The organism is Marinobacter litoralis, from assembly GCF_016427555.1.
Classification (GTDB): domain Bacteria; phylum Pseudomonadota; class Gammaproteobacteria; order Pseudomonadales; family Oleiphilaceae; genus Marinobacter; species Marinobacter litoralis_A.
In genome coordinates, this window is the sequence record NZ_JAELVS010000008.1 from 1 (window position 1) to 22,922 (window position 22,922).

Genomic DNA, 22,922 nt, shown 5'->3' on the forward strand with positions numbered 1-22,922 from the left:
CCCCCCCCCCCCCCCCCCCCCCCCCCCCCCCCCCGATGCTGAGCTATCTAATGACCTCCTGTACCAAGTTGCGTTTATTGCGGATACACTCCGGCCATTAACTGACAAAGGCATTAGTTAACCATACCGCCACATTCCCCGGGACACTCAAACAGCTTTGATCAGGAGACTTGGATTGACCACTTTTACCGGCCGTTCAGGCAATAAACCACTTAAAGGTACTGGGCGTTTCACGGTTGGTTTGATGCCGGCGGTTTTCGTGTGGTTGTGGAGCACCGGCTTTATCGGCGCAAAGTACGGGCTACCGTACGCCGAACCTTTCACATTGTTGTTATACCGAATGCTCTCCACTTTGGTCGTGCTGGGCCTGATTGCGTGGTGGCTAAAACCAAGATGGCCATCAGTAAGCGGCATGGCACACACAGCGATTACTGGTTTGCTGGTACATGGGCTGTATCTGGGCGGCGTGTTCTATGCGATTGACGATGGTATGCCTGCGGGTGTTGTTTCCATTATTGTCGGCCTGCAACCTTTGGTGACTGCGGCAGTGGCCGTTGTTGTCCTGCGGGAAGCCATCACCCTTCGTCAGTGGTCAGGGTTGGTGCTGGGACTGATCGGCGTCAGTTTGGTTGTTTTGGAGAAAATGGGGGAGACGAGCCAGGTTTCAGGCTTTCCAGTCTGGGCATTGCTTTGGGCTTTGATCGCCCTTGCAGGCATTTCGTTCGGTACGGTGTATCAAAAGCGTTTTTGCCAGGGCGTCGATTTGGTGCCGGGTGCCTTTATTCAGTACTGCGCGGCATCGGCCCTTTTTGCATTGGGCGCTTTCGCGTTCGAATCGCGCGAGGTGTCGTGGAACCTGCAGCTCATACTGGCAACAGGCTGGCTGGTCCTGGGCTTATCCGTGGGCGCCATTCTTCTTCTGATGCAATTGATTCGCCGTGGCGCTGCGTCCAACGTTGCGAGTTTGTTTTATCTCGTGCCACCGGTTACCGCCTTGCAGGCCTATTTTCTGTTCGATGAGCGACTGGGGGGGCTCGCACTATGCGGAGGCCTGCTAGCGGTTTTGGGCGTGGCGCTGGTCGTTATTAAGAAAAACAACTAATCACACAACCGAGCTATAAATTCGTAGCCAATATCCACGCACCCACGCCTGCGAGCGTGAGGCCGCCAAAGACTTCAGCCCAATGGCCGAGCAGGGAACCGATGGTCCGTCCCAGCAGAACACCCATGGTCACCATCAGAGTGGTCGCTGCACCGATCAAGCCGGCCGCAAGCCAGATGTTTACGTTGATGAACGCAAGGCCAACACCCACAGCCAAGGCATCAATACTGGTGCCAACTGCGGTCAGGCACACTTTTAATGGAGAGTGGCTGGTGGGTTTTTCGAGGTCTTCAGAACCTGGCTTCAGGCCTTCATAAATCATGTGAGCGCCTAAACCCACGAGCAAGAAGAACGCAATCCAATGGGCCCAAGCTTCAACATAACTGGAGGCAGTGCGACCAATCAGCCAGCCTATAAGTGGCGTGATTGCTTCGATAGTTCCAAAAATCAGACCCATGCGCAGGGCGTCAAAGAATCGCGGATTTCTGAGGGTCGCTCCTTTACCAATAGCAGCGGCAAAGGCATCGGTGGACATGGCAAATGCGAGTAACAGAAGGGCTACTGGATTCATTACTTCACTCCGGCCGGGCTTGTTGAGTCCACGATATAGCCACACGCCCGACCAAAGGCATGGGTATATCGATGGTCTCGCCAACCGAAGTGGTGTCCGCACCATGGCATGTGGCCAAGTATGTTGATGCGAACTCTTCCGAGGAACGGAAGCAGGCTACTCCCCAAAGAGGAGAGTAATCTACCAATGTGTTATTCCGATATCAATCGATAAAAATTCTGAAACCTTTCCCTTGGAACTGCATCTGTTTAATTGCCACATTGATTAATCGCGAAAGGGGAATGGCTATGAAAACGTTACTGATCGGTTTGTTGGGCATGAGCCTGGCGGCGGGCGTGCTGGCTCATGATGAAAGCAAACTTGCGCAAATGCCTCCGGAAGAACCGTACGTGCAGGTGAGCGATGTGTTACCGCTGCCTGAATTTCTGCCGGGCCTTGGGACTCTCTTCGTTTATCCGGATACCTTGCCCGCCGGCCCATTCTTAAGCTACGACCGTGATGGGAAGCTGTCTGCTACGGTTTATATGACACCTCTTGAGGAGCTGAAAAACGGCGTTGCTTACGACGACTTGGCGGTTGGATCTCATGAGGTAACGGCTGTCGATATCTACTACAACGGTGGGCATCCGGGAGTCGAAAGCCCACACGCGCACGTTGTGCTCTTCCACGACAAGGGGGCCAAAGACCGTTTGGCGAAATAGGCACTGCAACTGGCGGATCATACTATGAACTGTTCAAGGCGCAGATTGCTGAGGTTGTCGGGCTCGCTCCTACTTTTAAGCTGTGTAGTGAACGAGGTTCATGGTGATAACGATGTCGTTATCACCATGAAAGGCACACCACGGGGTGAAAGAGTTTGGTTTGAGCCGAAAGGTGTTGCAATAGAGCCGGGCACAACCGTTGTTTTCATTAATCGGGATTCGGGTAATTCCCACACGGTTACTGCCTATCACCCTGAAATTCTTGATCGTGTTCGACGGATTCCAAAGGCAGCTAAACCATTTGATAGCGGCTATTTACTTCCTGGCCAGACGTTTAGCCTAACTCTGACCGCTCCTGGCGTGTATGACTATTACTGTGTACCGCATGAGATGGCGGCTATGGTTGGACGAATTATCGTTGGCTCACCAGCATTAGGTGACTGGGATGATTCCGCGTTGGGTGCGGGGGGAGTGAGGGGAGAAGTCAGCGCGCAATTCCCTTCAGTCCGCGATATCTTCAATGCAAGATGACAAAAGGCATGCTTATGAAAAGCCCTGCTGAGTCTTTATCACCTAATACCAGCGTAGACCCGCAAACTTCTGAAGAAGAGCTCGTCAAACTTGCCCAGCGGGGAGAAGAAGTCGCCGTACGAGAGATTATTCGAAGACTGAATCCTCGTCTGTTTCGTATCGCTCGGGGTATTTTGGATAACAGTGCCGAAGCCGAGGAAATCGTCCAGGAAACCTATCTAGTTGCTTTTACCCGAATTGAAGAGTTTCGCGGTGATTCCAAACTCTCGACGTGGATCACCAAAATTGCGTTGAACGCAGCCAAAATGAGATTGCGCAAACGCCATCCAACTCAGGAATATGATTCGGTTTCGGAGCAACTTCACCAGACAGCGTCTGTGATAGCGTTTCCGAGTGCGTCACAGCGATCGCCGGAAAGTGAGCATGGAGTTACGCAGTTTCGAGAGTGGGTGGAATCAGCCGTCTCTGAGTTGCCAAGCAATCTTCGGATTGTGTTTGTTCTCAGGGAAGCAGAAGGCATGGCGATAGCCGACATTGCAGCGGATCTTGGTCTTACCGTTATGACGGTAAAAACGCGCCTTTTCCGTGCCAGGCGACATCTGAAAAGGTTGTTGGAGTCGCATATACAGGGAGGGTTTGAAAACGTGTATTCATTTGACGGCGCTCGTTGCGCTCATATGGCGGATTCTGTGGTTGAGCTGCTCGCCGATGTTTTCCGGACAACACGATCCGAGTGATAAGAACGACGGAGCTGCGCGAAAATCACGGACACCGTTTATTTACGCTAATACTTAATTTAACATAATATACATTATGCGCAATTGTGCGTAAGCCATAACGATGTATATTCAGAAGTCAGTGGTGGCAAATCGTCACCTTATGGCACTTTCCGGATCAACCAGCCAACACACAGCCAAAAGGAACCTTTGCACCCATGCGCTACTTTTCGGTTTTGTTAGTTCTTTTGCTCGCCGGATGCACATCAACCGGTAACGTGCCGCCAACCGGAACCGCATTTACTCTGGATGATTGTCCGCCGTTCATGAACTGCGTGTCGAGTTCGTCCACGGTCGATCGATACGCAATCGAACCCATTCATTTGGCGCAACCCTTGAACCCGTCGTCCTGGGAAGTCATCAAAGCAGAAGCTTTGGCGCTGCCTGGCGCGTCGCTGAACGAAGCACGATTCGGTTATGCGGATATAACCTGCTACAGCGAATTCTTCCATTTTCCGGATTATCTCGAAGTACTCGTTGATGCAGACAAGCAGCGCTTGAATGTCAGGTCGCAATCGCTGCTTGGATTCTATGACATGGGCGTGAATCGGCGCAGGGTTGAAATGCTACGAAGTCAGCTCATAGAGCGAGGCGTGGCGGTTAAATAGCGGCCAGTGTTTGCAAAAGCACGGCGGAAAATGCTGACCAAACAGAGATTCTTTATACGCTGTAACGCGCCTCCAGACGGGCGCTCCAGGAATGTCCAATATTTAGGTGTATTGGACATTTAAAGGAAGTCGAAACCTTATGAGTCATCAGACAATACAAACTCAACCTCATTTGTTACCGGATGCAGAAATTCGTTCCGTTGCGACCGCTGACTGCGACGGAATACCCCGGATCTGTGTGAACTTATTGTTGATATCCTCTCTTTGCGATTCGAAAATGCCGGCGAATAAGCCATCCCTCATACAAAATCTTTCTTCATAGTCGATAAGACGAGACACAAGATTTTGGTTAAGAACCTTGCCTTTGGATAGAAGCATTAATCCGGCGCGGCCATATAAATCTTCCGACAGCGTCATACCGGATCGCAGATTTCTTGCTCCAAGAATCCAAAATGCATTTGTTGGTGGCTCCGTTTTTCCTGCCATTAAGTGATCTACAAAGCGATTCACCAGCTCAGGGTCGTAGAAATGTCCGGCGGCATCACGCAACCACGCAGCACATTCATTCGTGCTCAGAAACAGCCCCTGCTCGTTATCGTACTGAAGTCTGACAAAATCGATTGCGATTCTCAGTATTCGTGCACCAATAGGGATCTCTTTTCCCTTTTTGCCATGCGGCGAGCCCGACCCATCCCAATTTTCATCAAGGTTGCGCAGAATTCTTAAAACGTTATTCGATGCCCCAGTTAGCTTTGCAAGGGCGGCAGAGTGGAACGCTCTCCGTCGTTTTTGGACAAGTCTCAGTTGGGAGCCGCCCTCAGATATCTCAAGCAAAACACCGAGATCATAAAAGCGTGACGAAATTGAAATGGCTTGCCCGATGGACGGATCAATCTTACAACGTTCGCTGATGAAATCAACCAAGCTCACTACCCTTTCCTGATTGGCGGCCTTCTCCGGATGCTGGTGCTTAAGAATGGCCTGAAGGGTTACGGCATCCGTAGGCTTGCTGAGGCAGAGCTGAGGCGTTCGAGTTGAACGCATATTTTGACTTCTTAAGCGCTCAACACATTGACAGGCTAGCCAGCGCAGCTGGGCACCGGTCAGTGGCTTACTCAACGTTTTTACCGGATTTCCAAACCATTTTCGGTGGACCGTATTATGGGCTCTTGCCAGGAGAGAAACGTAGAAGGTATGGTCTAGTGACTTCCGTAATCTTTCCCACACTTGGTGCGGCAAATGATCGAAGGACTCCAAATCAACAAGCGTGACTATCGCCGCTCGTTCTAGCTCGCCGTCAATAAAAATACTCGGTGATACCGGGTCAATCTCTATGCCGATGGGCTTAAAGGCCTTGGAAATAAGATTTATGAGACTGCTGTCTGAAGAAATAATGCATAAGTGGTTCTTCATAAATACATCCCCCAATCGTCGATACTCTAATAATCCCTGTCCAAAATCGTGCCAGCAATTGAAAGTTCTTTTATTTCAAGCCAGTAAGCTTACTTTTGACAATAAAAAATGTATACGCCTCGGACGTTTTGCGTTATGCAAAGCATTATTGTTACAAGTTAGGCACGGTGGAATGCATAAAGCAGTAAAACGGTCGGCTTGGTTCATATCAAACGGGCCTTGATGATAGGGTTTAACAGGTACGATATAATGCTGCGTTCACCGGTCTTAATATCCACTTCAGCCATCATGCCTGGTTTAATTGGCAATCCTTGACGGACCGTTCCGAGGAACTCCCGGTCGAGACTGACAAGAACTCGATAGAACGACTCCTTCCCCCTGATGGTTTCTTCCTGGATCGAATCAGCACTTATCTTAATCACCTTTCCTTCCACACTGCCGTAAACGGAAAAATCGTAAGCCGTCAGTTTGATGGTTGCCGGCATTCCTGGCGCCAGAAAGGCAACATCTCTGGGCTTGATTCGCGTTTCCACTAAAAGCGTGTCGTCCAACGGCATGATGTCCATGATCAGTTCGCCCTGCCCGATCACGGCACCTGCGGTTGTCACATTGATGGTATTGACTTTGCCCCGCACGGGAGAGGTCACACGGGTTCGCTGCAACTGGTCGGAACGCTGCGCTGCGACTTGGAGTAACCGGCTCAGTTCACCCTTTTTCTGAACCAGCTCGCCATAGGCATCTTCCGAGTAGGATCTTGATACGCCCAGCATTTCTCCTTGCAGGGCTGCTATGTCTCTCTGGACCTGTATCAGTTCGATTTCACTGACCGCCTGAGACTGCCGCAGCGGAGTCAAAAGCTTGAGCTGCTTTACAGCCAGCGCTTTTTTTTCTGCGAACGAATTGAGCATTTCCTTCAATCGCCCCTGACGAGCAAAAAACAACTCTTGCTCGGTTTCCATAAGCGAAGTAGTCAATGAATACTGATCGGGGAAGCTGATCGTTTGAGCACCGGACACTTCGGCCTCAAGACGAGCGATAGCTGCAATGAGCACATGTATCTGCTCTTCTGTTTCCCGGTAGGCGGCAAGATATCGGGTTTCATCCAGCACCATCAGCGTTTGCCCCACGGCAACTTCATCACCTTCGGATACCAGCAGGTGTGACAATAAGCCGCCGTCAAGGCTCTGAATTGACTGCAGGCGCCCGGACGGCACCACTCGACCCTCTCCCCTAGTTACGTCGTCTAATGTGGCCCACCAGGCCCAACCGATGAAGGTAACCACGGTCAAAACACAACACCAAAGGAGCAGTCGCGCCGCCCGCATTTCTCGATCAATTGTGATATTCAACAGCGCCATGACTTTGTTTCTCCGTGTGATTAGGCAGCTTTGGGCCTGGCAACCTGATGAGCGGGTGTATCCATGACTAACTGTCCCTCTTTCAGCACCAACAGCCGATCAGCCAGTTCTAAGAGGGCTCTTTTATGGGTTGAAATAATCAAGGTTTTTTCGGTACTCCAGCGTTTTAGAACGGAAATCACCCGTTTTTCCGTTTCCTGATCGAGAGCGGCCGTTGGCTCGTCCATCAGAACGATCTTGGGATCACTTACAAAAATTCGTGCGATACCAATAAGCTGCCGTTGGCCGCCGAAAACACCCCAGCCCCATGGCACGGCTTTGAATGAATGGCCCCAGGCTGATGGATTCGCAGAGTTTAAGAAGTTCGCCATCCGATAACGGCTTCTGGCTTGGGTTGAGATTGTCTCGGAGCGTTCCGTGGAATAGAGCAACAGTCTGTGGCAGGTAACCGATCTGGTCACATCGATCGATCGGATCAACATGGTGCAGGTTCATGTTGTCGACATGAATCAACCCCTCGGATGGGCTGAGCAAACCCGAAAGGAGTTTAATCAAGGTCGATTTACCCGACCCACTTGCACCCAGTAAAGCAATATTTTCACCGGTTTTCACCGCAAGCTTTTCAACTTTCACGATAGGTGACTGATCTGAGGATGGCGCCCAGGACACCTTCTCTGCGGAAATCGCACCTGACAAATCAGGTGTTTCTATGAACTGCCTGTCTTCTGGCCGCTCCACGGGCGATGCCATCAGATTGTCCAGGCTGGCCAGAGCTGATTTGACATGTTGCCAGCGAGCCAGAAGACCACTGGTCTGTGATAAGGGCGCGATAACCCTGGAAACAAGAATGCTGCAGGCAACGAGCCCACCCACAGACAGATTCCCTGCATAGATTTGATAGACCCCAACAACGATGACCCCAACATAAGCGAACTGCTGTACAGCGGCGGTCCATAGAGCCAGCCACTGGCTTAACCTGCGAACCTTGAACGCAGTATCGGAGAGTTGTTCATGCAGATCCGACCAAAGGCTTTCTAACCAGCGTTCCGCACCGGAGGACTTCACATTTTCAATGCCTGAGAAGGACTCCCACAAAAGGCCATTTTTGTGGGCGCTTTCCCGCAGGCTCTCACCCGCAAGCTTCGACATGTAGGGCTGCAGAATCAGTACGGGAAGAATCAGTAGGATCATTGCTGCCACAGGCACAAGCGCCAGCCCCCCACCAATGAAGGCAATGACAGCAACAAAGAAGCAAACGAATGGCAGATCGTTCAGCACGGCCGTGGTTGCAGATGTGAAAAACTCGCGAACCGACTCAAACTCTCTCAGTTGAGTGACCAGGGTACCCGGCGACGGAGACAGGTTGGCCATTCGGATGCTGAGCGCTCGGGCAAACAGAGAACGTCCAATTTGCCGATCTAAACGCTGCCCCGCAGACTCAAGAAGACCGACCCGCGCGACGCGTATTGTCCATTCCAGAATAATCGCCAACGCGGCCCCAATGGCAAGAACCCATAAGGTATCCAGTGCGCCTGTAGGGACTACCCGATCGTAAACCTGCATGGCGAACAGCGCGACCGCAGCTGCAAGACAGTTAGCGACAACGGCCGCTATTCCCCGTCGCGAAAGACCCGCCATTGCTTCGATAAGGGGTGCCAGAACCAATGACCCTCACTATTTTTTGCAAAGTCGCCAACTCTTGCCTGAGTTCTGAATCGGGGCCGACCAATAATGACTGTTACAGCTCCCAGAGACACAAGCTGTTGTATTGAGATGATCCGGTCAGTACCCGCGACATCGCGCAGCACTGCGCCACCTTTAACCACTTTGGTCAATAACTCCCACCGACCGTCTTTTCGCCTGACAAACCAGGGTCCACGTTCTGCCTGCAGCGACTCTAACTCTAACTCTAATGTGTCCGACGAAACTTCAAATCCGTGGCTTGTTAGTGCGCGGATAATTCGATCACCGGCGTTCAGCGAAACGTCGTCATTCAGCCCCAATTTGCGTTGGGACAGGACTCGACCGTGTAGCGCACAAAACTGGGCAACGAGGGGTAGTATCCGATCTTCAGGCAAGACATTTTGATTGTTCATGATCGTCCCCCGTTTGTTCCAGACAGTTTCGCCGTCAGCAGCCCAAGTACTGATGACAGCCTGAGGGTTAACCTCTGTTGTTCATATTTAAGATCGATTGCTGAAAGCTCGGCGTTCAGCCGCTCCCCTTCGGCGCCAATAAGATCAGACATATCCCGCCGCCCGATCCGAAACTGTTGGGTGTAGAGTTCCATGGTTGCCCGTGATGCTTGCACCTGTCGGTCGATAAGAGGCCTCCGGTTAGTCTGCAGGCGAATGGAGTTGGTGAGGCGTTGCACTGTGCGGCGGACATTCGAAAGTTCGCGGTCGCGCTGTCTGATTGCGGTGGTCAACGCATGTTCGGCTGCTTTGGGCCGTCGGAAAGCAGCCAGGCCCTGGAAAATAGGAGTTTCAATCCGAAGTGCAATGCGCTGGTCAGTGTTGGAGCCAAATCGGTCTTCGGTTCGCTCAGCAATCGCATCCACTGAGAGCGTGGGGCGCCACTCCGAGGTTGCCAGCGTCTTCTCTGGTTCCGCTTTTGCAATGCCTAGTTCGGCGTCTTGAACCGGTGGAGCCAGTGGCATTAACGGGGAAAGGCTGGCCATGCTCAAGCCATCAACAAACCATTGGTCAAAACCAGGAAGGTCACGAAGATGGTTAAGGTTTACCGGCTGTCCGATGCGTTCCTGTACCTGATCTGACGCCTCCCCAATGGCACTTTCAGCAAGTGTTAATTCAATCTGGGCGCCGGCAATGGCCGCCGACACCCGGCTTAGCTCGCCTCGATCTATGACGTTGCCAACCCTGAGAGCGGTCAGGCGCTCAATTTCCCGCAGGCGTTGCAAGTGTGCTTGAAGGACTTCCTTCCGATTGCCGGATGATGACCAATCAAGAATTAACTCAATGAGTTCCTTAGCCTCCTCTTCTTGAACATGCAGGTACTCCAGCTCGATCAGACTGGCTTCAATTTTGGCCAGTTCGATTTTTCCTGAGGTCGTACCCCAGTCGTACACTTTCTGCGAAACTCGAAACTGTTGCCGGGATTCAGATGCTGAGGCCTGCTCAACGTAGCCATTCAAGGTCGGCCAGCGACCGTCACGGGCGATGTCTACTTCAACGTTTTGCTGTCGCAACCTGGATTGCACTGCCTGAAGGCGGGGTGATTGCCTCAGCGTTTTCTCCACCAACTCATTTACTTCGAGCTGCTCAAAAGCCGAAACACTACTACTTGTGGCCAATAAGCCACCGCACACGCAACTGATAAAAATCCGCTTCATACCTGGCCCCTGAGATGATGGCGGCGATTCATTCAACGGCCATCAATCCATGTTTCTTATGGAAACTGTTTCATTAGTAACCAGGACAACGCGAAACTTGTGCCATCTTTTGCACTTTAAAATACGCCATTGAAAACAGCGATCTATGGTTTTTTTTGGTGAGTTTTGCAAAATGGGAAAGGGGGCACTTGCATTTTGCAAAATAAAAAGCGACTGCAGGGCAGTCGCCAAACGATCTCGCCAAGGTTCAGCGATGTGAGTGAGCGAATGTTTAAATGATGACGTTTGTTCCCTCATCAACCAGAACGGTGGCTACACCGAAGTCATAGACGTTGAAGACGGCTCCATCCGCTTCAACGGTCTCTTGAGTACCACCTTCAAGAACATTATCGCCTCCGTCACCCTCCTGTAAGCCTTCTGGTGGGCTCAATAGATTCGCGCCGGCAAGCTCCATCACGGATGACGTTGCGCCGGCATCCAAATCGTCCACCGCGGTGATGGTGGTTGAGTTCAGTACTTCAGCTTGTGCGACGGAGTCCAATAGCGAGAGGTCCTGCTCGAAGGTCACCGTTGCCAGCAGCTCATTAACCTCAAAATTATCAAGCGTACCGCCGTCGGCAGAGGTAATGGTCAACACAGAGCTCGGCTCTACCAGGCCTACCACTCCCGGATCGTTTATGACACTCACCTGCAGACCCAGTTCGTCAGCCAAATCAGAGGAATACTTCAGGCTCGGAACCGATCCCAGGCTCGCGGTGTCGATGGTGGCAATCAGCTCATAGGCAACGGTGACTGTTTGCAGGTTGTTGTCCCGGTCGGAGGCATTTAAGCCCTGTGCCGAAAAATCGACAAGGTTAAGCGCTGAGACGCCGACAAGACCCAAAAGGGCACCTTCGCCTTGCTGAACGTCTGGCGCGGAATTGCCGTCGGTCGTTTGTGCCGGAGTATTGGATTGGTCAAATCGAATATTCACGGTTTCGGAATCCCCATCACCATCGGCTACTTTGATCTGAAGATCTGTGAAACCACCATTTAAAACCGTGTTCTTATCTGCCTGATCAACCACGAGCTGACCACTGGCCAGTAACGACTGGATAACGTCCGCATCAGAAAGGGCCGAGTCGACGAGATTCACGCCCGCAAAGGTAATCTCCTGATCCGTTTGGGCGGGCTGATAGCCGCCGGCATAATGACCGGTTGAACTGATGCTAAGAACCGTATCAGTTCCGGTAAACTCAAAGTGGAGGTAATTGGTCAGATTGCCTACACTGCTGCCAATTGCACCCGCGCCCTGGAGTAAATCTGCAAGATCGATCATGTCGCCGCCATTGGCGAGGGACAGGTCGGTGTAATCAATGACTGTATCCTCAGACGGCGCTCCCGGTGTTGCTGCATCGCCCTCCTCCCAGCGGAACACGTCAGTTCCGGCGCCGCCGCTCAAGGAATCATTGCCCTGCCCTCCAATGACCGTATCATTGCCCTCGCCGCCTTCGAGGGTATCCAGGCCCAGCCCACCCCGTAGAATGTCAGAGCCGGCCCCACCCTGCAGCACATCGTTGCCCGCATGACCATAAAGACGATCATCCAGTGATTCCTGCTGGTCTCCCGTCAGGGTATCGTCATCAGACCCACCCTCCTGAATGGTTGAAGCAGGACTGGTGTCGACTAACTCAAGATTGAGTAAGCTGGCATCAAGCAACCCGGTATTCGACACGCTGCCGCTGGCACCGTCAGCATCTATTGCTGTCAGCGTGACTGTCGATGACAAACCCAATGAAAGCAGGCCGGGATCAAAAGTCACAGTTCCGAGGACTTCATTGATCTTCAAAAGATCCAACTCACCCCCATTTGGCGCCGTGAAGGTGATCGAAGCGTCACTGCTCAGAAAGCCGGTGTTGGAAGTGGTAACAACGGACACGCCCAGCTCACTCGCAAGAGGCTGGGACGCCGAGAAAGCGAGCCCGGTCGTAACGCCTGTTGTCTCATAAATGTAGGTGACGGGTACTAGGTTGTTATCTGCATCATCTACCGAGGCTGCCTGATCAGCGCTCAGGTCGATCAAACCGACAACCTCGCCACCGAGCAGTCCGGGGCTCACACCGCTGGCTGTGGAAGCGGTTGGTGCGTTGTTCGGCTCCGCTGAAATTCGGGAATTCCCCGTTGCCGTATACTCGAAATCACCAGTCAGTAAATTGACGTTCACGGTTTCACCAGTCCAGGCGAGTGCCTCAAGCTCATTGGTGGATGCATCAAAGGAGTAACTTTCAACACTCTGTGAAACTCCCGTTGGTGCAGCAACTGTGTTTGTATCGGCATCGTACTGCCAGGTCAGCCCTCCCAGACTGACAGCTTCCACGGCGCCACCGTCCTCGCCGAATGAGCCAGTGGCCCCAAGGACGTTGCCAGTAGTCGTGGTGGGTAACGGGGTTACGTCAATGTACAGAGAGTTCGACTCAACCACGGGGACGTCATCCAGAATCGAAACCGTCAGAGTACCCTCTGCTTGTGACTGGCCATCAGAAACGGTAATGCCGGCAGCCAGTTCCACATCATCAGCCACATTGGCAACCGGGTGATCAAGCGGCTGGGTCAGCGTTACCGTGTAGTTCCCTGTGTCATCGATGGTGATTCGAATAACTTCGCCTTTGGTATTGCTGCCTATCAGCTCATTCGTGCCTGTCCCCTCCCAGTTAACCGATTCGCCCTCAGACAAAAACTCCTGGTCTGGAGCGACTAAGGTTACGCTGGTCGGATCGCCGTCGAGGTCGCCCAGATCAACAGTGCCAGAGGTTTGAGTGGTTCCACCGCTGAGGTTATCCTCAAGCACAGACGCTTGTTGGTTCTCAACGAAGATGCCTCCGATCCTCCAAAGCTGATCGGTCTCCCCACTGGCACCGGTATTCCCCGCCGCATTCGTTTGCCTGGCTTGAACCGTTCCTGCCGGATAATCTCCGTCGGGCAACAAGAATTTGGCACCCGTTCCTGGGGACCAAGTGGCACCGCCATCCGTGCTGTATTCCCAGGTCGCGCCAGATTCAATACCTGACACCGTTACCAGGCCCTCATTGGTCGCGCCATCCGTTGAACTGATACCTGTGTCAGTTTGAATGGCAAGCGAAGGTGCAATTGGTGCACTGCTGTCCAATGTAAGGGGTATTGGTGCAGAGGCTGCACTCTCATTACCCGCCGCATCGGTATAGGTGACGGCAAGCTCTACGGTGCCTTCGGGCAAATTGGAGTCTGGCGTGACTGACCAGGAACCGTCTTCTGAAATCGTGGCGGACCCCAACACATTGCCAAAGGTATCGTATAGCGTGACTTCATCACCGGGTGCGCCACCGGACCCCGTAAGTGTGGGAGTCGTATTTGAAGTATTGCCATCGCCTTGCGCTCCGGTATCCGACGCTGAATCAAGACCGGGCGCAGAAGCCGGAGCGTCGGGTGCGGTGCTATCTACTATTACGGTCAACGGTGCCGAAGCAATGCTCTCGTTACCCGCCTCGTCGGTATAGGTGACGCTGAGCTCTGTGGTGCTTTCAGGCAAATTGGAGTCCGGCGTGACGGACCAAGAACCGTCTTCTGCAACCGTAGCGGAACCCAACACATTGCCAGCGCCATCGGTTAGCGTAACCTTATCACCAGGAGTTCCATCGGTAGCCGTTAGGGTCGGTGTGGTATTGGAGGTAATGCCATCTCCGGATGTTCCGGTATCTGAGACCGAATCAAGGACCGGTTCAGAGGTTGGAGCGTCGGGCACGGTGCTGTCCACGGTTACAGTTAACGGTGCCGATGCAGCGCTCTCGTTGCCTGCTTCGTCGGTGTAGGTGACGGTGAGCTCTGTGGTGCCTTCGGGTAAATTGGAATCTGGCGTCACCGACCAGGAGCCATCCTCGGCAACGGTGCCCGAGCCCAAGACATTGCCGGAGGCATCGTAAAAAGTAACGGTGTCTCCCGCCGTGCCGCCTTCACTGTTAAACGGCGGGGTTGTATCCGATGTGATGTTATCACCGATAACACCACTGTCAGCCTCGGGATCAATCACCGGCGCTTTAGAGGGGGCACGAGGTGCGGTTCCTTCGGCCTCGTTTAATCCCGAGTCCGGTTGCTCATCAGAAGGCGCTTCGCTACCCGAATTAGAGTCGGAAATTTCCTCAGCATCGCTTGAATCCGATCCAACCGTTGACGCAGTCGAAGCGTCTGAATTAGACGCAAAAACGATGCCGCCGATTGCTGCTGCGGCGCCTAAAAAGCCTACCCCACTTCCAAGTGCCCCCGTAGCAGACGCAGAGCCTGCCACAGCAGCAGCTGAAATGTCCGTGGAGGCCAGGGGAACCAGGTCAATCGGGACAAATCCTGAAGATTGAGCCGGATAAGCCATCAGGTCCATCAATGCACCCGTTTCGGGATTGTAGAATTGAACCTCTACTGACTCGACCGCGTAGAAATTCTCAAGCCTCAGGATTTCACCATCAACCTGCAATAGGAGGTCACTGCCTTCCCGGATTGGGCCTGTCAGCGACTCGGGGGTTGTGTGGAGGATGACCTTAGGCGTGTTTGAAAGATCGATAGATCCGCCGACCGCGGTCTGCACGGATGCTGCTTCAGCATTGCCGGTTAAAGATGTTGAAAATTTGATGGGCATTGGAGAGGCTCCTGAAGCTTGATTTCTTTTATATAAGCAGCTTCTGGGCCAAACCGGTAATTATTTATTATCCTTAAAAAAAACAATGATGTAGAGATGTATTCGGAGGCCATTTAGTGCTATTTGCATTTTGCTTCGCCAAAAATAAGAATCGTCGCAATCTGCGAGTCGAAAGGCCTTTACCAGCCCTCCCCCTCAGTTGGAGGAACAGAATACCAATCATCCGACGCTGTGCTCGGCAGATTTACCCAGAACGGTCCCGAAAAAGTTCCGAGTATATTGTCCTCTGGATTATTTGGGTCAGACACCGAATCAGCTGCCTTGAGAATAAGGGGGCTGGAACAGGATATGTCTCCGGCCAGAGGGGCCAAGGTCGCGTTGATGTTTTGCTGTGCGGCTGGGAACGCGGCAAGATCCAGTTGCGAGACGAGCTCTTCCAGAACGATGTAGACAACACCATTCACGACTTCATCTTCGTTCAGGTTACTGCCAATCGGACAGCAAATTTTTCCGACGTTAACAGCAGGAATCTGTTGGCCAGTGATAAACAACGCAGTGTTCAGGGTTAAGACGATTGAATCGAGCAAGGCTTCGATTTCCACAGTATAAAGGGAAAGAATATTGCCTTGCTCTTGTGTCGACGCCGGGCAGTCACAAGCGGCCAATGGGGCATCTATCAAACACCCAGTGAAAGGCGGTGTTTTTACTTCATCATCAAGTTGAGTGCTTTCACAGGGCTCCCCGGAGACAACTTTCTGAGACATCCAACGCGATTGAATCTGGCTGGGTTCAGCTGGGCACATGAACTCTGATTCCCGAAACAGATTACCGGGCAACCCTTGGTCGCCACGGCCTACTGCGTAATTGGGCCCGCCCTGCAGGGCGTTAAAGTAGCTGACGTTACCGGTTCCTGACAGGTCATCCGTTCCTCTACTGCTGGTCAACTCGTCGCTAGTGGTTTTGATGCAGGGTACACCGGTGCAGTTACTACCACTGTAATAAACGGCCTCACGGGAGGTGAATCGATCATCACGTATGCTAATTAAAGTACGAAACGCGGTTTCCTTAGAGCGATCAACCAGAAATATTCTTGGTGCGTCATGTTCATCGTAATCGACCGCTTCCCCGAGAACTCGGCCAGCGGCGTCGGCTACCAAAGTTTCTGAGGACTGTTTAGACACATAATGCTTCACCAGCGCATCACGGATCATGACGATGCCAACAAGCGTGCCAAATCCTAAAATGGAGATAATGATGATGAGTTCGAGGGTAATCACAAAACCACCCTGGCCCCGGAGTTTACTGGAGCGACACGTCCTTCGATGCAGCATGATAACCAGCCCTTTATAGCGTTATATTATATAGTCCAACAGTTCGAATATCTCAGCGAGTTTGACCGCGGCAGGAAAAAGCACAATCACACCGAACATTGGAAGCCCGACTAGGATCAAAGCAAACAGTAAAGTGATACTTTTTTGACTAATGAGCTTTCGGTTCATCTCTTCCTGTTGTTCCCGAAACGCTTCGGCTTGACGGGACAGGTTTTGCGACATTGAAGCACCTGCAGCATGTCCTACTTCAAAGGATGCCGAAAGTCCCTGTAACTGGCGCACCCCCGTCCGCTCGTAGAGGCGGCCCATCGCACGCTGAAAAGACTCGCCGGATTGAATTTCCATGGCAATCAGTTTGAGTTCAACAGCGAGAGGATGGCTTGGTTCAAATCCGTGTTCACCCGCCTGCTGCACCGATCGAAACAGTGAAATACCGGAGCTGAGATACGCGTTGACCAGATCAACAAAAAAACTGAGATTCGCTTGAACGCGCAGTTTTCGGAGTTTTCTACGCTGCAAAAGAAACAAATCGGTGGAGAACAGCGTCACAAGCAGACTTACGGCCATTACCCAACCGGGCAAATCAGCGGATATTTCCGTAAAAACGAGCGCAGAGCCCGCGAAAAGAAAGATCTTGACTGGCCAGTAAATCCAAACGAAGTCGGTTGGCACAAACCCTGCTTGGCGCATTAGCCTTCCCGGATAAAACAAGTACTTAACAGGTTGCTCCTGCTCAAGGTCCAGTTCCGGCCGCAATTCGGATCGGCTCAAAACAAACACGCCAATTAGTGCGATGGCACAGACCAGAGCAAGAAAAATATCGATACCAACAGAACTCACCATGACTTGCTCCTTAATATCGCGCGCGTCCACAATAAACCAAACACTTGCAGAAATATGGCGAGATAAAGAATGATCGGCCCAACGGGGTGTGTTGTGATGGGAGCCAGCCACTCCGGCTCCTGACTTTGGAAGAATGGGATTAACAGGTACGGAAAGACGGCTGCGAAGATGAGTGCGTACTTGGCTCCGGAAAGTTGTCCTCGAGCCTGCACAAAAAAGGTCTTTCGTTCTCGCAGAACTCTCGCCAGAGCCCTTAGCAAGGCGTCGAAATCAGCCCCGCCGTGCCAACGGGAACGAAGCAAATTCACGAAAAGACGAACACCCTCGGAACGATATCGATCCAAGAGCCGTGCCGTCGCACCTTCTATTGAATCACCAAGTTTGAGCCTCAAAACCAGGTTACTGATTTCGGCCTTAACTTGCGGAGATGAGCCCTGAGAGCCTGCTTCAATAGCCTTAAGCGCAGTCACGCCGCTAGCAGACAGTGATGCGGACAGGTCCAACGCGTCAATCAGTTGCCATTCAAATTCTTGAGCTCGCCACGCCACCAGATCTTTCAGGCCGTAGAATGCGAGCGGGAAAAAGGTTAAACCCGCTGCAATACTGAACCCGACTTCTTCTTCAAACAGGGTTAAAAACAGCAAGCTGATGGTTACCGCGACCAGACACAAGCCAGCCGCAAAAACAAAAGGTTCCAATCGGACGCCCAGTATTCTTAGATAGCGTGTCAACGTGGAGTCTTTGTCTTCTATCAGTGCCCGTAACGCGCCATCAGAACTCACAGCCTCGTTCCTAAAAACAAGCTGAGCAAAGCGCAGCGCAGAAGCCACCAAAACCACAACCGCCAGTCCAACTCCCGCCCACTCCAACATTGTCAGTCCTCCAGGCCTTGCCACAAATCAAGAAGACGCTCAGTAACCGGTAGGCCTTCGCACAAGACGTTGTCAGCAAACCACGGTCTCCTCAAACACGAAAACGCAGCACTGCCCTGTCGCGTGCGCTCCCACCTGAACAGTTCGTTTAATTGCCGATCACTCTCACCAGCTAACAGCTCTACCATACTCAGTACTCTTCGCGATCCTGAGGCGTCTCGACCTACATGGACGATCATGCCAACGGCCGCATCTACCATGTCTCTGATTGCCTGCCGCGGAGCCTGGGTTTCGGATAGTAAGGCCAGCGTTTCCATGCGTTTCAGCGCCTGCTCTGGATTGTTGGCATGAATGGTCGAAAGACTCCCATCATGACCAATGTTCATGGCCTGAAGCATGTCGAAAACCTCTTCTCCCCGAACTTCACCGACGATGATCCGGTCCGCTCTCATTCTGAGGGCGTGCTTTAGCAAAGAACGAAGGTCATGCTTACCTTTCCCTTCGCTGTTCTCTTGTCGACCCTCAAGCGATATGACGTGATGGTGACGAAGCGCTAGTTCAGCAGAATCTTCAATCGTCACAATCCGTTCAGAGTCAGGAATAAATTCCGATACCGCATTCAACAAGGTGGTTTTTCCAGCCCCGGCACCGCCTGCGAAAACAATATTCATCCGGCTTCGGACAGCCAATCTAAGAGTCTCTGACATGGCTTCGGATAGCATCCCATTGGCGACCAGATCATTAAGGCTGGCATGGGATTGCCTGAAGCGCCGGATACTTACAACGGTGCCCACCGGGCTAAGAGGAGGAATAATGGCATGCAAACGACTCCCATCGGGCAACCTTGCGTCGACGGCCGGGTTAGATGAGTCGAGGTGTTTGCCGTGGCTGCCGACAAAACGGTCAACAAATCGCCTCAGGTGTCCCTCGTCGTCAAACTGAACGGTGGACTGTTCAAGCCGACCATCTCTGTCGACCCAAACGCTTGATGGCCCATTGACCAAGATATCGGTAATCGTGGGGTCATCCATGAGAGGCTGCAGTGGGCCCATTCCGGACACCTCGCTGACTACCCCATTGGCGAGGGCTTCTCGCTCATCTTCGGTCAGCCTGAGTCCAACCTGATTCGATACCACACTGATCAATGCCTGTACTCTTGCCGTCACCTCACTTGCGTTCTGAACGTCCAAAGGATCGGAATCCAAAGACGTAATCAAACGTTTGTGAATATGTTGCCTGGCTTTGGCAAGAACGGGCGCTTGTTTCTCATCCAGTCGCTCCATCTCAAATGCCTCCCAGGAATTTAGCAAGCTCAAGGCACGTCGGGTTGTGCGTCAGCCCTAGAATCCGGCCTTCAGGCAAGCCAAAACGTCTGTTGATTGTATACGCTCTGGCGTATTGCTCGCAGGCGGCCGATTCGTTTTTAGCTAACTCATGAAGCAATCCTCGATGATAGGCGACGCGCCAAGCGGGCGCGCCGAGTTGCTCGGCGGCAGACAAAGCGGAAAAGCCCTGTGCCGTTTGATGATTAAGATAGAAGACCGCTGCCAGCGTTTCGTGAATTCCCGGGTGCATTGGATTCATACGTTTCTGAGCTTCCAGTAGAGCCTGTGCTCGGCGCGTGTTGCCCTCTTCCATGGCCAGCTGAGCCGCCAGTATCGCGGCTTCAGGCCTGGGGCGACTTTGCTTGAGCAGGAGGTCCAGATAGTACTGGGCTTCGCGATTTTTTTGCCTTGCGTGGTAAGAAACTGCAAGCGCGAGCTGCAGCCGTTCATAGTCAGGAAAAAGGGTGTACAGCTGGGTCAGTCTTTGTAAAACACCCTCGCACCCGTTGAACGGCGACTGGGGGTCTTTGCGGCAATACTCGCCCGCTTTAATGTTCGCGAGCTCAAGCTCAACTAGCCTGGTGACTTCCTGTTCCGGGTCTTCAACTTCAGAAATGAAAGCCTGTTGAGAAGCGCAACCTGTAAGAAAAAACGTCAACAGTAATGTAAATTTGAAATTGATCATCGTGTACCCCATTTATCGGTCTGGGTCAGCGAAAGGAGGTGGCCCGCCATATCGGCAGTTGAGGGGAAGGCCCAAAGGTGAACATGTTCGTCCGGTGTCCGAACTAGATTTGGTGTAACAACAATGACAATCTCTCGGCTCTGCTCGTTCTCGGATGTGGCCTCAGCCAGTTTCCCCAGCATCGGCACGTCTCTGACGCCTGGCGTGAAATCGTTCTGGCCGGACTGGGTCTGGTAAACTAAACCACCGAGCACCAGCGGCTGACCGTCTTTGAGGCGGGCGCTGGTGCGGATGCTGCGCGTGTTAAAAGCGGTTGAGTTAAGCGAGGCACCGGTGCTGGAAGTAATCTCGGCGGTCAGCGTGGTGTCAGGCATTGAAATGGTTGGATTGAGATCAAGCGTGATGTTGTCCGCTTCATCAACCATGGCTTTTACACTCAAATTGATGCCGAATGCCTTAAATGAGGTACCACTGAAAACACCTGGTGTATTCGTGCCAATTTCATCGCCACTCTTCAGGCCTGTTGGTGCAAACGCCGTTGGCACAGGAACTTCCCCGCCCACATTAAAGACCGCTGATTCGCCAGCCAGAACCATAAGTGTGGGGCGCGACAGAGTTCGGGAAATGCCTTCCTTCTCCATTAGGGAGAACAGAAGATCAAAGACCAGATCGTCCCCACCAATCTGAAGGTTATTGGTCAAGGTCCCGCCCAAAACCTGTAGAGCGTTTTCCACCGTTGAGCTCTGCGGAGGCATGAAAGAGAGTCCGCCTAATGAGAAGAGCCCCTGGTCAGCGTATCCATCAGTCAGCAAGGAAAGGTCCGGACGCCATTCTCTCATACGGGATCGATTAATCTCGTGGATCTGCACCGACACTCTTATTTGGGGAAGGTCTCGGACCTCAATCACTGACAACAGGCGACCACCGCCCAGCGACAGCAATTTTGAGCGGGCCACATTGACTCGGATGCCATTTTCATTTTTACCGCCAGATCCCCCGTCAAAGCCCGACCCAAATCCACCGCTTTGAGTACTGGCTGCACCGCGAGCACCCAGCAGCCCGCCTGACTCATTGGTAACTGGTACCACGGAATTTTCTGAGTCACCACGCCCACCGATCAGTCTCGAAACGATATTGAGAACCCTCGTCAGAGTCACCTGGTCTCGCACTTCGCCCTCAAGAATGAAGGTGTCTGCCAGATCGTCCGCGACATCGCCGCGTACAACCCGCCGAATACGCACATCACCACCTCCCAACGGCGCTACCGCTGCCATCACTTTCCGCTCAAGCGTTTGCGGTAGCGTATCCACCTGAATCAAATTGATAACGGCTACCCGGGCTTGGCTGAGATCGCTGTTTGCATTCAGCCGAAACGCGTCTGGCGATGACTGTTGCGCCGTGGCAAGCAGGTCTAGCGGCGAACGCGCTGTTAGCTGCGGGCCCGAAATGTTACCGCGGCTGTTCGGTCGGCCAGGCTTCTGTGCACCCAAATAGTGTCGGGCAGCTACTTCGGCAGCCAGTTTGTACTGAACATTTGGCACCCTGCCTCTCAACACCAATGCTGGACGGTCCGGAGCCACGTCAACGCGAATATTTTCATGGATATCGGATAACGCAGCCCTGAGTACAGACATGTCCTCACTAACACCGAATAACAGAGTTTGGCTTGAGCCGTCCTCGTACCAGACCATCAAAGTGGTTCGCCCAACACTCTTGGCCAACATTAAGAGTTCCCGTCCGCCGAGTACCTCAACCTCAATAATGGAATCCTGTCCCACCGCAATGCGTTTGATATCGCGGTCAAATACCAACCGCGAGTGGGTCCATTGAACCAACTCCCTCTGTTCGGATGTATGCTTACCGGTCGAAGTCTCAAGGTACTCAAGGTTGGCCAGAGCTGCCGCTGGGCAAAACAATAAGCAGCCAGCCGCAACCAGCACATTCAGGATTTTCATTGCTGCAACTCCTCATCAGTGCCTGATATCGAGAGATCCCAAGATGGTTTACAGGGGGGTTCTCTCTTATTTGGGGCCGTAGGAATAAACGTAACCAACTCGACCCGGCGATTAAGGTACCGCGACCGCACGCTGTCCAGAACCATTAAAGGGCTGGTTTCGCCAACTCCGAAATGTTGAATGCGGTTTTCTGGGAAACCTTGAGCGACTAACGCAGCTTGGACTGATTCGGATCGTCTTTCCGAAAGTGCCTGGTTAAAACTTTGGCTACCGTCAGAATTCGTGTGTCCGATAACCAACACGTATGGCATCAAAGGACTACGCATGATTTCTCTCGAAAACCACGTCAGGTCATCTTGTAGAGGTCCTGGAATGTCAGACATGCCTTGATCGAACGTCGATTCACTGACAAATCGGCGATAGGTTCCCAAGTGACCGCTTTCAAGACTGCTCTCGCGAAGCTGCCACCGGCGCTGCTTGGGTGTCGTCTCACCGATGGTGTAAAAGTCCAGTGAGCAGCCACGCTGAAAGAATTGATATCGCTGATGCCTGTCCAAAGTTTCTCGTTCGGAAGGATCGATGTCCGCCGCTATGTAATAACGCGTGGCCAACCCTTTGGCGTTAGCCTCATCCGATGCTTCGAACACGGGATGATCTAACTCACCCCGGTTGGTTGCACAACCGGCGATAATGACTGAAGACAGGAGTAAACCGATGGCCGCTTTCATGGAATGACCTCTATTTGTTATGCATCTAATCCAATAGAGCGAATGCCATGCCAGCTTTGTTGATTATTTTTATCAATAGATACAACAATTTAAAAACAACAAATTCCCGTCTCGCAAAATGCAAAATCT

General features: G+C 52.4%; 19 protein-coding genes and 1 riboswitch. Of the genes, 5 read left to right on the forward strand and 14 right to left on the reverse strand.

Annotation, left to right across the window (positions count from 1 at the left end):
- Nucleotides 1-244: 244 nt before the first annotated feature.
- Complete coding sequence (locus JAO79_RS15405) at nucleotides 245-1,102, forward strand: DMT family transporter (protein ID WP_199008196.1); 858 nt, start codon at nucleotides 245-247, stop codon at nucleotides 1,100-1,102.
- A gap of 13 nt (nucleotides 1,103-1,115) precedes the next feature.
- Here JAO79_RS15405 and JAO79_RS15410 read toward each other — a convergent pair whose 3' ends face one another.
- Nucleotides 1,116-1,673 carry a manganese efflux pump MntP family protein gene (locus JAO79_RS15410; protein ID WP_199008121.1) on the reverse strand — a complete coding sequence of 186 codons (558 nt, stop codon included), beginning with the start codon at nucleotides 1,671-1,673 and terminating at the stop codon, nucleotides 1,116-1,118.
- A gap of 38 nt (nucleotides 1,674-1,711) precedes the next feature.
- A riboswitch (yybP-ykoY riboswitch) is annotated at nucleotides 1,712-1,850 on the reverse strand.
- 110 nt (nucleotides 1,851-1,960) lie between these two features.
- Between JAO79_RS15410 and JAO79_RS15415 the strand changes: the two genes are divergently transcribed.
- The 4 genes from JAO79_RS15415 to JAO79_RS15430 all read left to right on the forward strand — a co-directional run bounded on the left by JAO79_RS15415 (nucleotide 1,961) and on the right by JAO79_RS15430 (nucleotide 4,289).
- A complete protein-coding gene (locus JAO79_RS15415) occupies nucleotides 1,961-2,374 on the forward strand; it encodes a hypothetical protein (RefSeq protein ID WP_199008122.1) in 414 nt (137 codons plus the stop codon).
- 87 nt (nucleotides 2,375-2,461) lie between these two features.
- Nucleotides 2,462-2,905: a plastocyanin/azurin family copper-binding protein gene (locus JAO79_RS15420; protein ID WP_199008123.1), complete on the forward strand. Its 444-nt coding sequence runs from the start codon at nucleotides 2,462-2,464 to the stop codon at nucleotides 2,903-2,905.
- A gap of 8 nt (nucleotides 2,906-2,913) precedes the next feature.
- Complete coding sequence (locus tag JAO79_RS15425) at nucleotides 2,914-3,642, forward strand: RNA polymerase sigma factor (RefSeq protein ID WP_199008124.1); 729 nt, start codon at nucleotides 2,914-2,916, stop codon at nucleotides 3,640-3,642.
- Nucleotides 3,643-3,839: 197 nt separating this feature from the next.
- The gene (locus JAO79_RS15430) at nucleotides 3,840-4,289 is read left to right on the forward strand and encodes a DUF1499 domain-containing protein (protein ID WP_199008125.1); all 450 of its coding nucleotides are present in this window, start codon (nucleotides 3,840-3,842) and stop codon (nucleotides 4,287-4,289) included.
- Nucleotides 4,290-4,457: 168 nt separating this feature from the next.
- Here the strand turns inward: JAO79_RS15430 and JAO79_RS15435 are convergent, their stop codons facing one another.
- From JAO79_RS15435 to JAO79_RS15495, 13 genes are all read right to left on the reverse strand, one after another.
- Entirely contained in the window at nucleotides 4,458-5,702 is a 1,245-nt protein-coding gene (locus JAO79_RS15435; RefSeq protein ID WP_199008126.1) for an HD domain-containing phosphohydrolase, read from the reverse strand.
- Nucleotides 5,703-5,905: 203 nt separating this feature from the next.
- Nucleotides 5,906-7,060 carry an HlyD family efflux transporter periplasmic adaptor subunit gene (locus tag JAO79_RS15440; protein ID WP_199008127.1) on the reverse strand — a complete coding sequence of 385 codons (1,155 nt, stop codon included), beginning with the start codon at nucleotides 7,058-7,060 and terminating at the stop codon, nucleotides 5,906-5,908.
- A 20-nt stretch (nucleotides 7,061-7,080) separates the two neighbouring features.
- Nucleotides 7,081-7,374: an ATP-binding cassette domain-containing protein gene (locus JAO79_RS16475; protein ID WP_199008128.1), complete on the reverse strand. Its 294-nt coding sequence runs from the start codon at nucleotides 7,372-7,374 to the stop codon at nucleotides 7,081-7,083.
- Nucleotides 7,304-8,725: an ABC transporter transmembrane domain-containing protein gene (locus JAO79_RS15450; RefSeq protein ID WP_199008129.1), complete on the reverse strand. Its 1,422-nt coding sequence runs from the start codon at nucleotides 8,723-8,725 to the stop codon at nucleotides 7,304-7,306. Before JAO79_RS15450 ends, JAO79_RS16475 begins: the two co-directional genes overlap by 71 nt.
- Before the next feature lie 427 nt (nucleotides 8,726-9,152).
- The gene (locus JAO79_RS15455) at nucleotides 9,153-10,412 is read right to left on the reverse strand and encodes a TolC family protein (RefSeq protein ID WP_199008130.1); all 1,260 of its coding nucleotides are present in this window, start codon (nucleotides 10,410-10,412) and stop codon (nucleotides 9,153-9,155) included.
- 271 nt (nucleotides 10,413-10,683) lie between these two features.
- On the reverse strand, nucleotides 10,684-15,054 hold the full coding sequence (locus JAO79_RS15460) for an Ig-like domain-containing protein (protein WP_199008131.1): 4,371 nt from the start codon (nucleotides 15,052-15,054) through the stop codon (nucleotides 10,684-10,686).
- Nucleotides 15,055-15,233: 179 nt separating this feature from the next.
- Nucleotides 15,234-16,331: a hypothetical protein gene (locus JAO79_RS15465; protein WP_199008132.1), complete on the reverse strand. Its 1,098-nt coding sequence runs from the start codon at nucleotides 16,329-16,331 to the stop codon at nucleotides 15,234-15,236.
- A 75-nt stretch (nucleotides 16,332-16,406) separates the two neighbouring features.
- Entirely contained in the window at nucleotides 16,407-17,228 is an 822-nt protein-coding gene (locus tag JAO79_RS15470; RefSeq protein ID WP_199008133.1) for a type II secretion system F family protein, read from the reverse strand.
- The gene (locus JAO79_RS15475; RefSeq protein ID WP_199008134.1) at nucleotides 17,222-18,100 is read right to left on the reverse strand and encodes a type II secretion system F family protein; all 879 of its coding nucleotides are present in this window, start codon (nucleotides 18,098-18,100) and stop codon (nucleotides 17,222-17,224) included. Before JAO79_RS15475 ends, JAO79_RS15470 begins: the two co-directional genes overlap by 7 nt.
- A 2-nt stretch (nucleotides 18,101-18,102) precedes the next feature.
- The gene (locus tag JAO79_RS15480) at nucleotides 18,103-19,383 is read right to left on the reverse strand and encodes a CpaF family protein (protein WP_199008135.1); all 1,281 of its coding nucleotides are present in this window, start codon (nucleotides 19,381-19,383) and stop codon (nucleotides 18,103-18,105) included.
- Between the two features lies 1 nt (nucleotide 19,384).
- Nucleotides 19,385-20,110 (reverse strand): tetratricopeptide repeat protein, encoded by a 726-nt coding sequence (locus JAO79_RS15485; protein WP_199008136.1) that lies wholly within the window; start codon nucleotides 20,108-20,110, stop codon nucleotides 19,385-19,387.
- Nucleotides 20,107-22,065 carry a pilus assembly protein N-terminal domain-containing protein gene (locus JAO79_RS15490; protein WP_199008137.1) on the reverse strand — a complete coding sequence of 653 codons (1,959 nt, stop codon included), beginning with the start codon at nucleotides 22,063-22,065 and terminating at the stop codon, nucleotides 20,107-20,109. The genes JAO79_RS15485 and JAO79_RS15490 overlap by 4 nt, the downstream gene beginning before the upstream one ends.
- Nucleotides 22,062-22,793 (reverse strand): OmpA family protein, encoded by a 732-nt coding sequence (locus JAO79_RS15495; RefSeq protein WP_199008138.1) that lies wholly within the window; start codon nucleotides 22,791-22,793, stop codon nucleotides 22,062-22,064. Before JAO79_RS15495 ends, JAO79_RS15490 begins: the two co-directional genes overlap by 4 nt.
- Nucleotides 22,794-22,922: the final 129 nt, after the last annotated feature.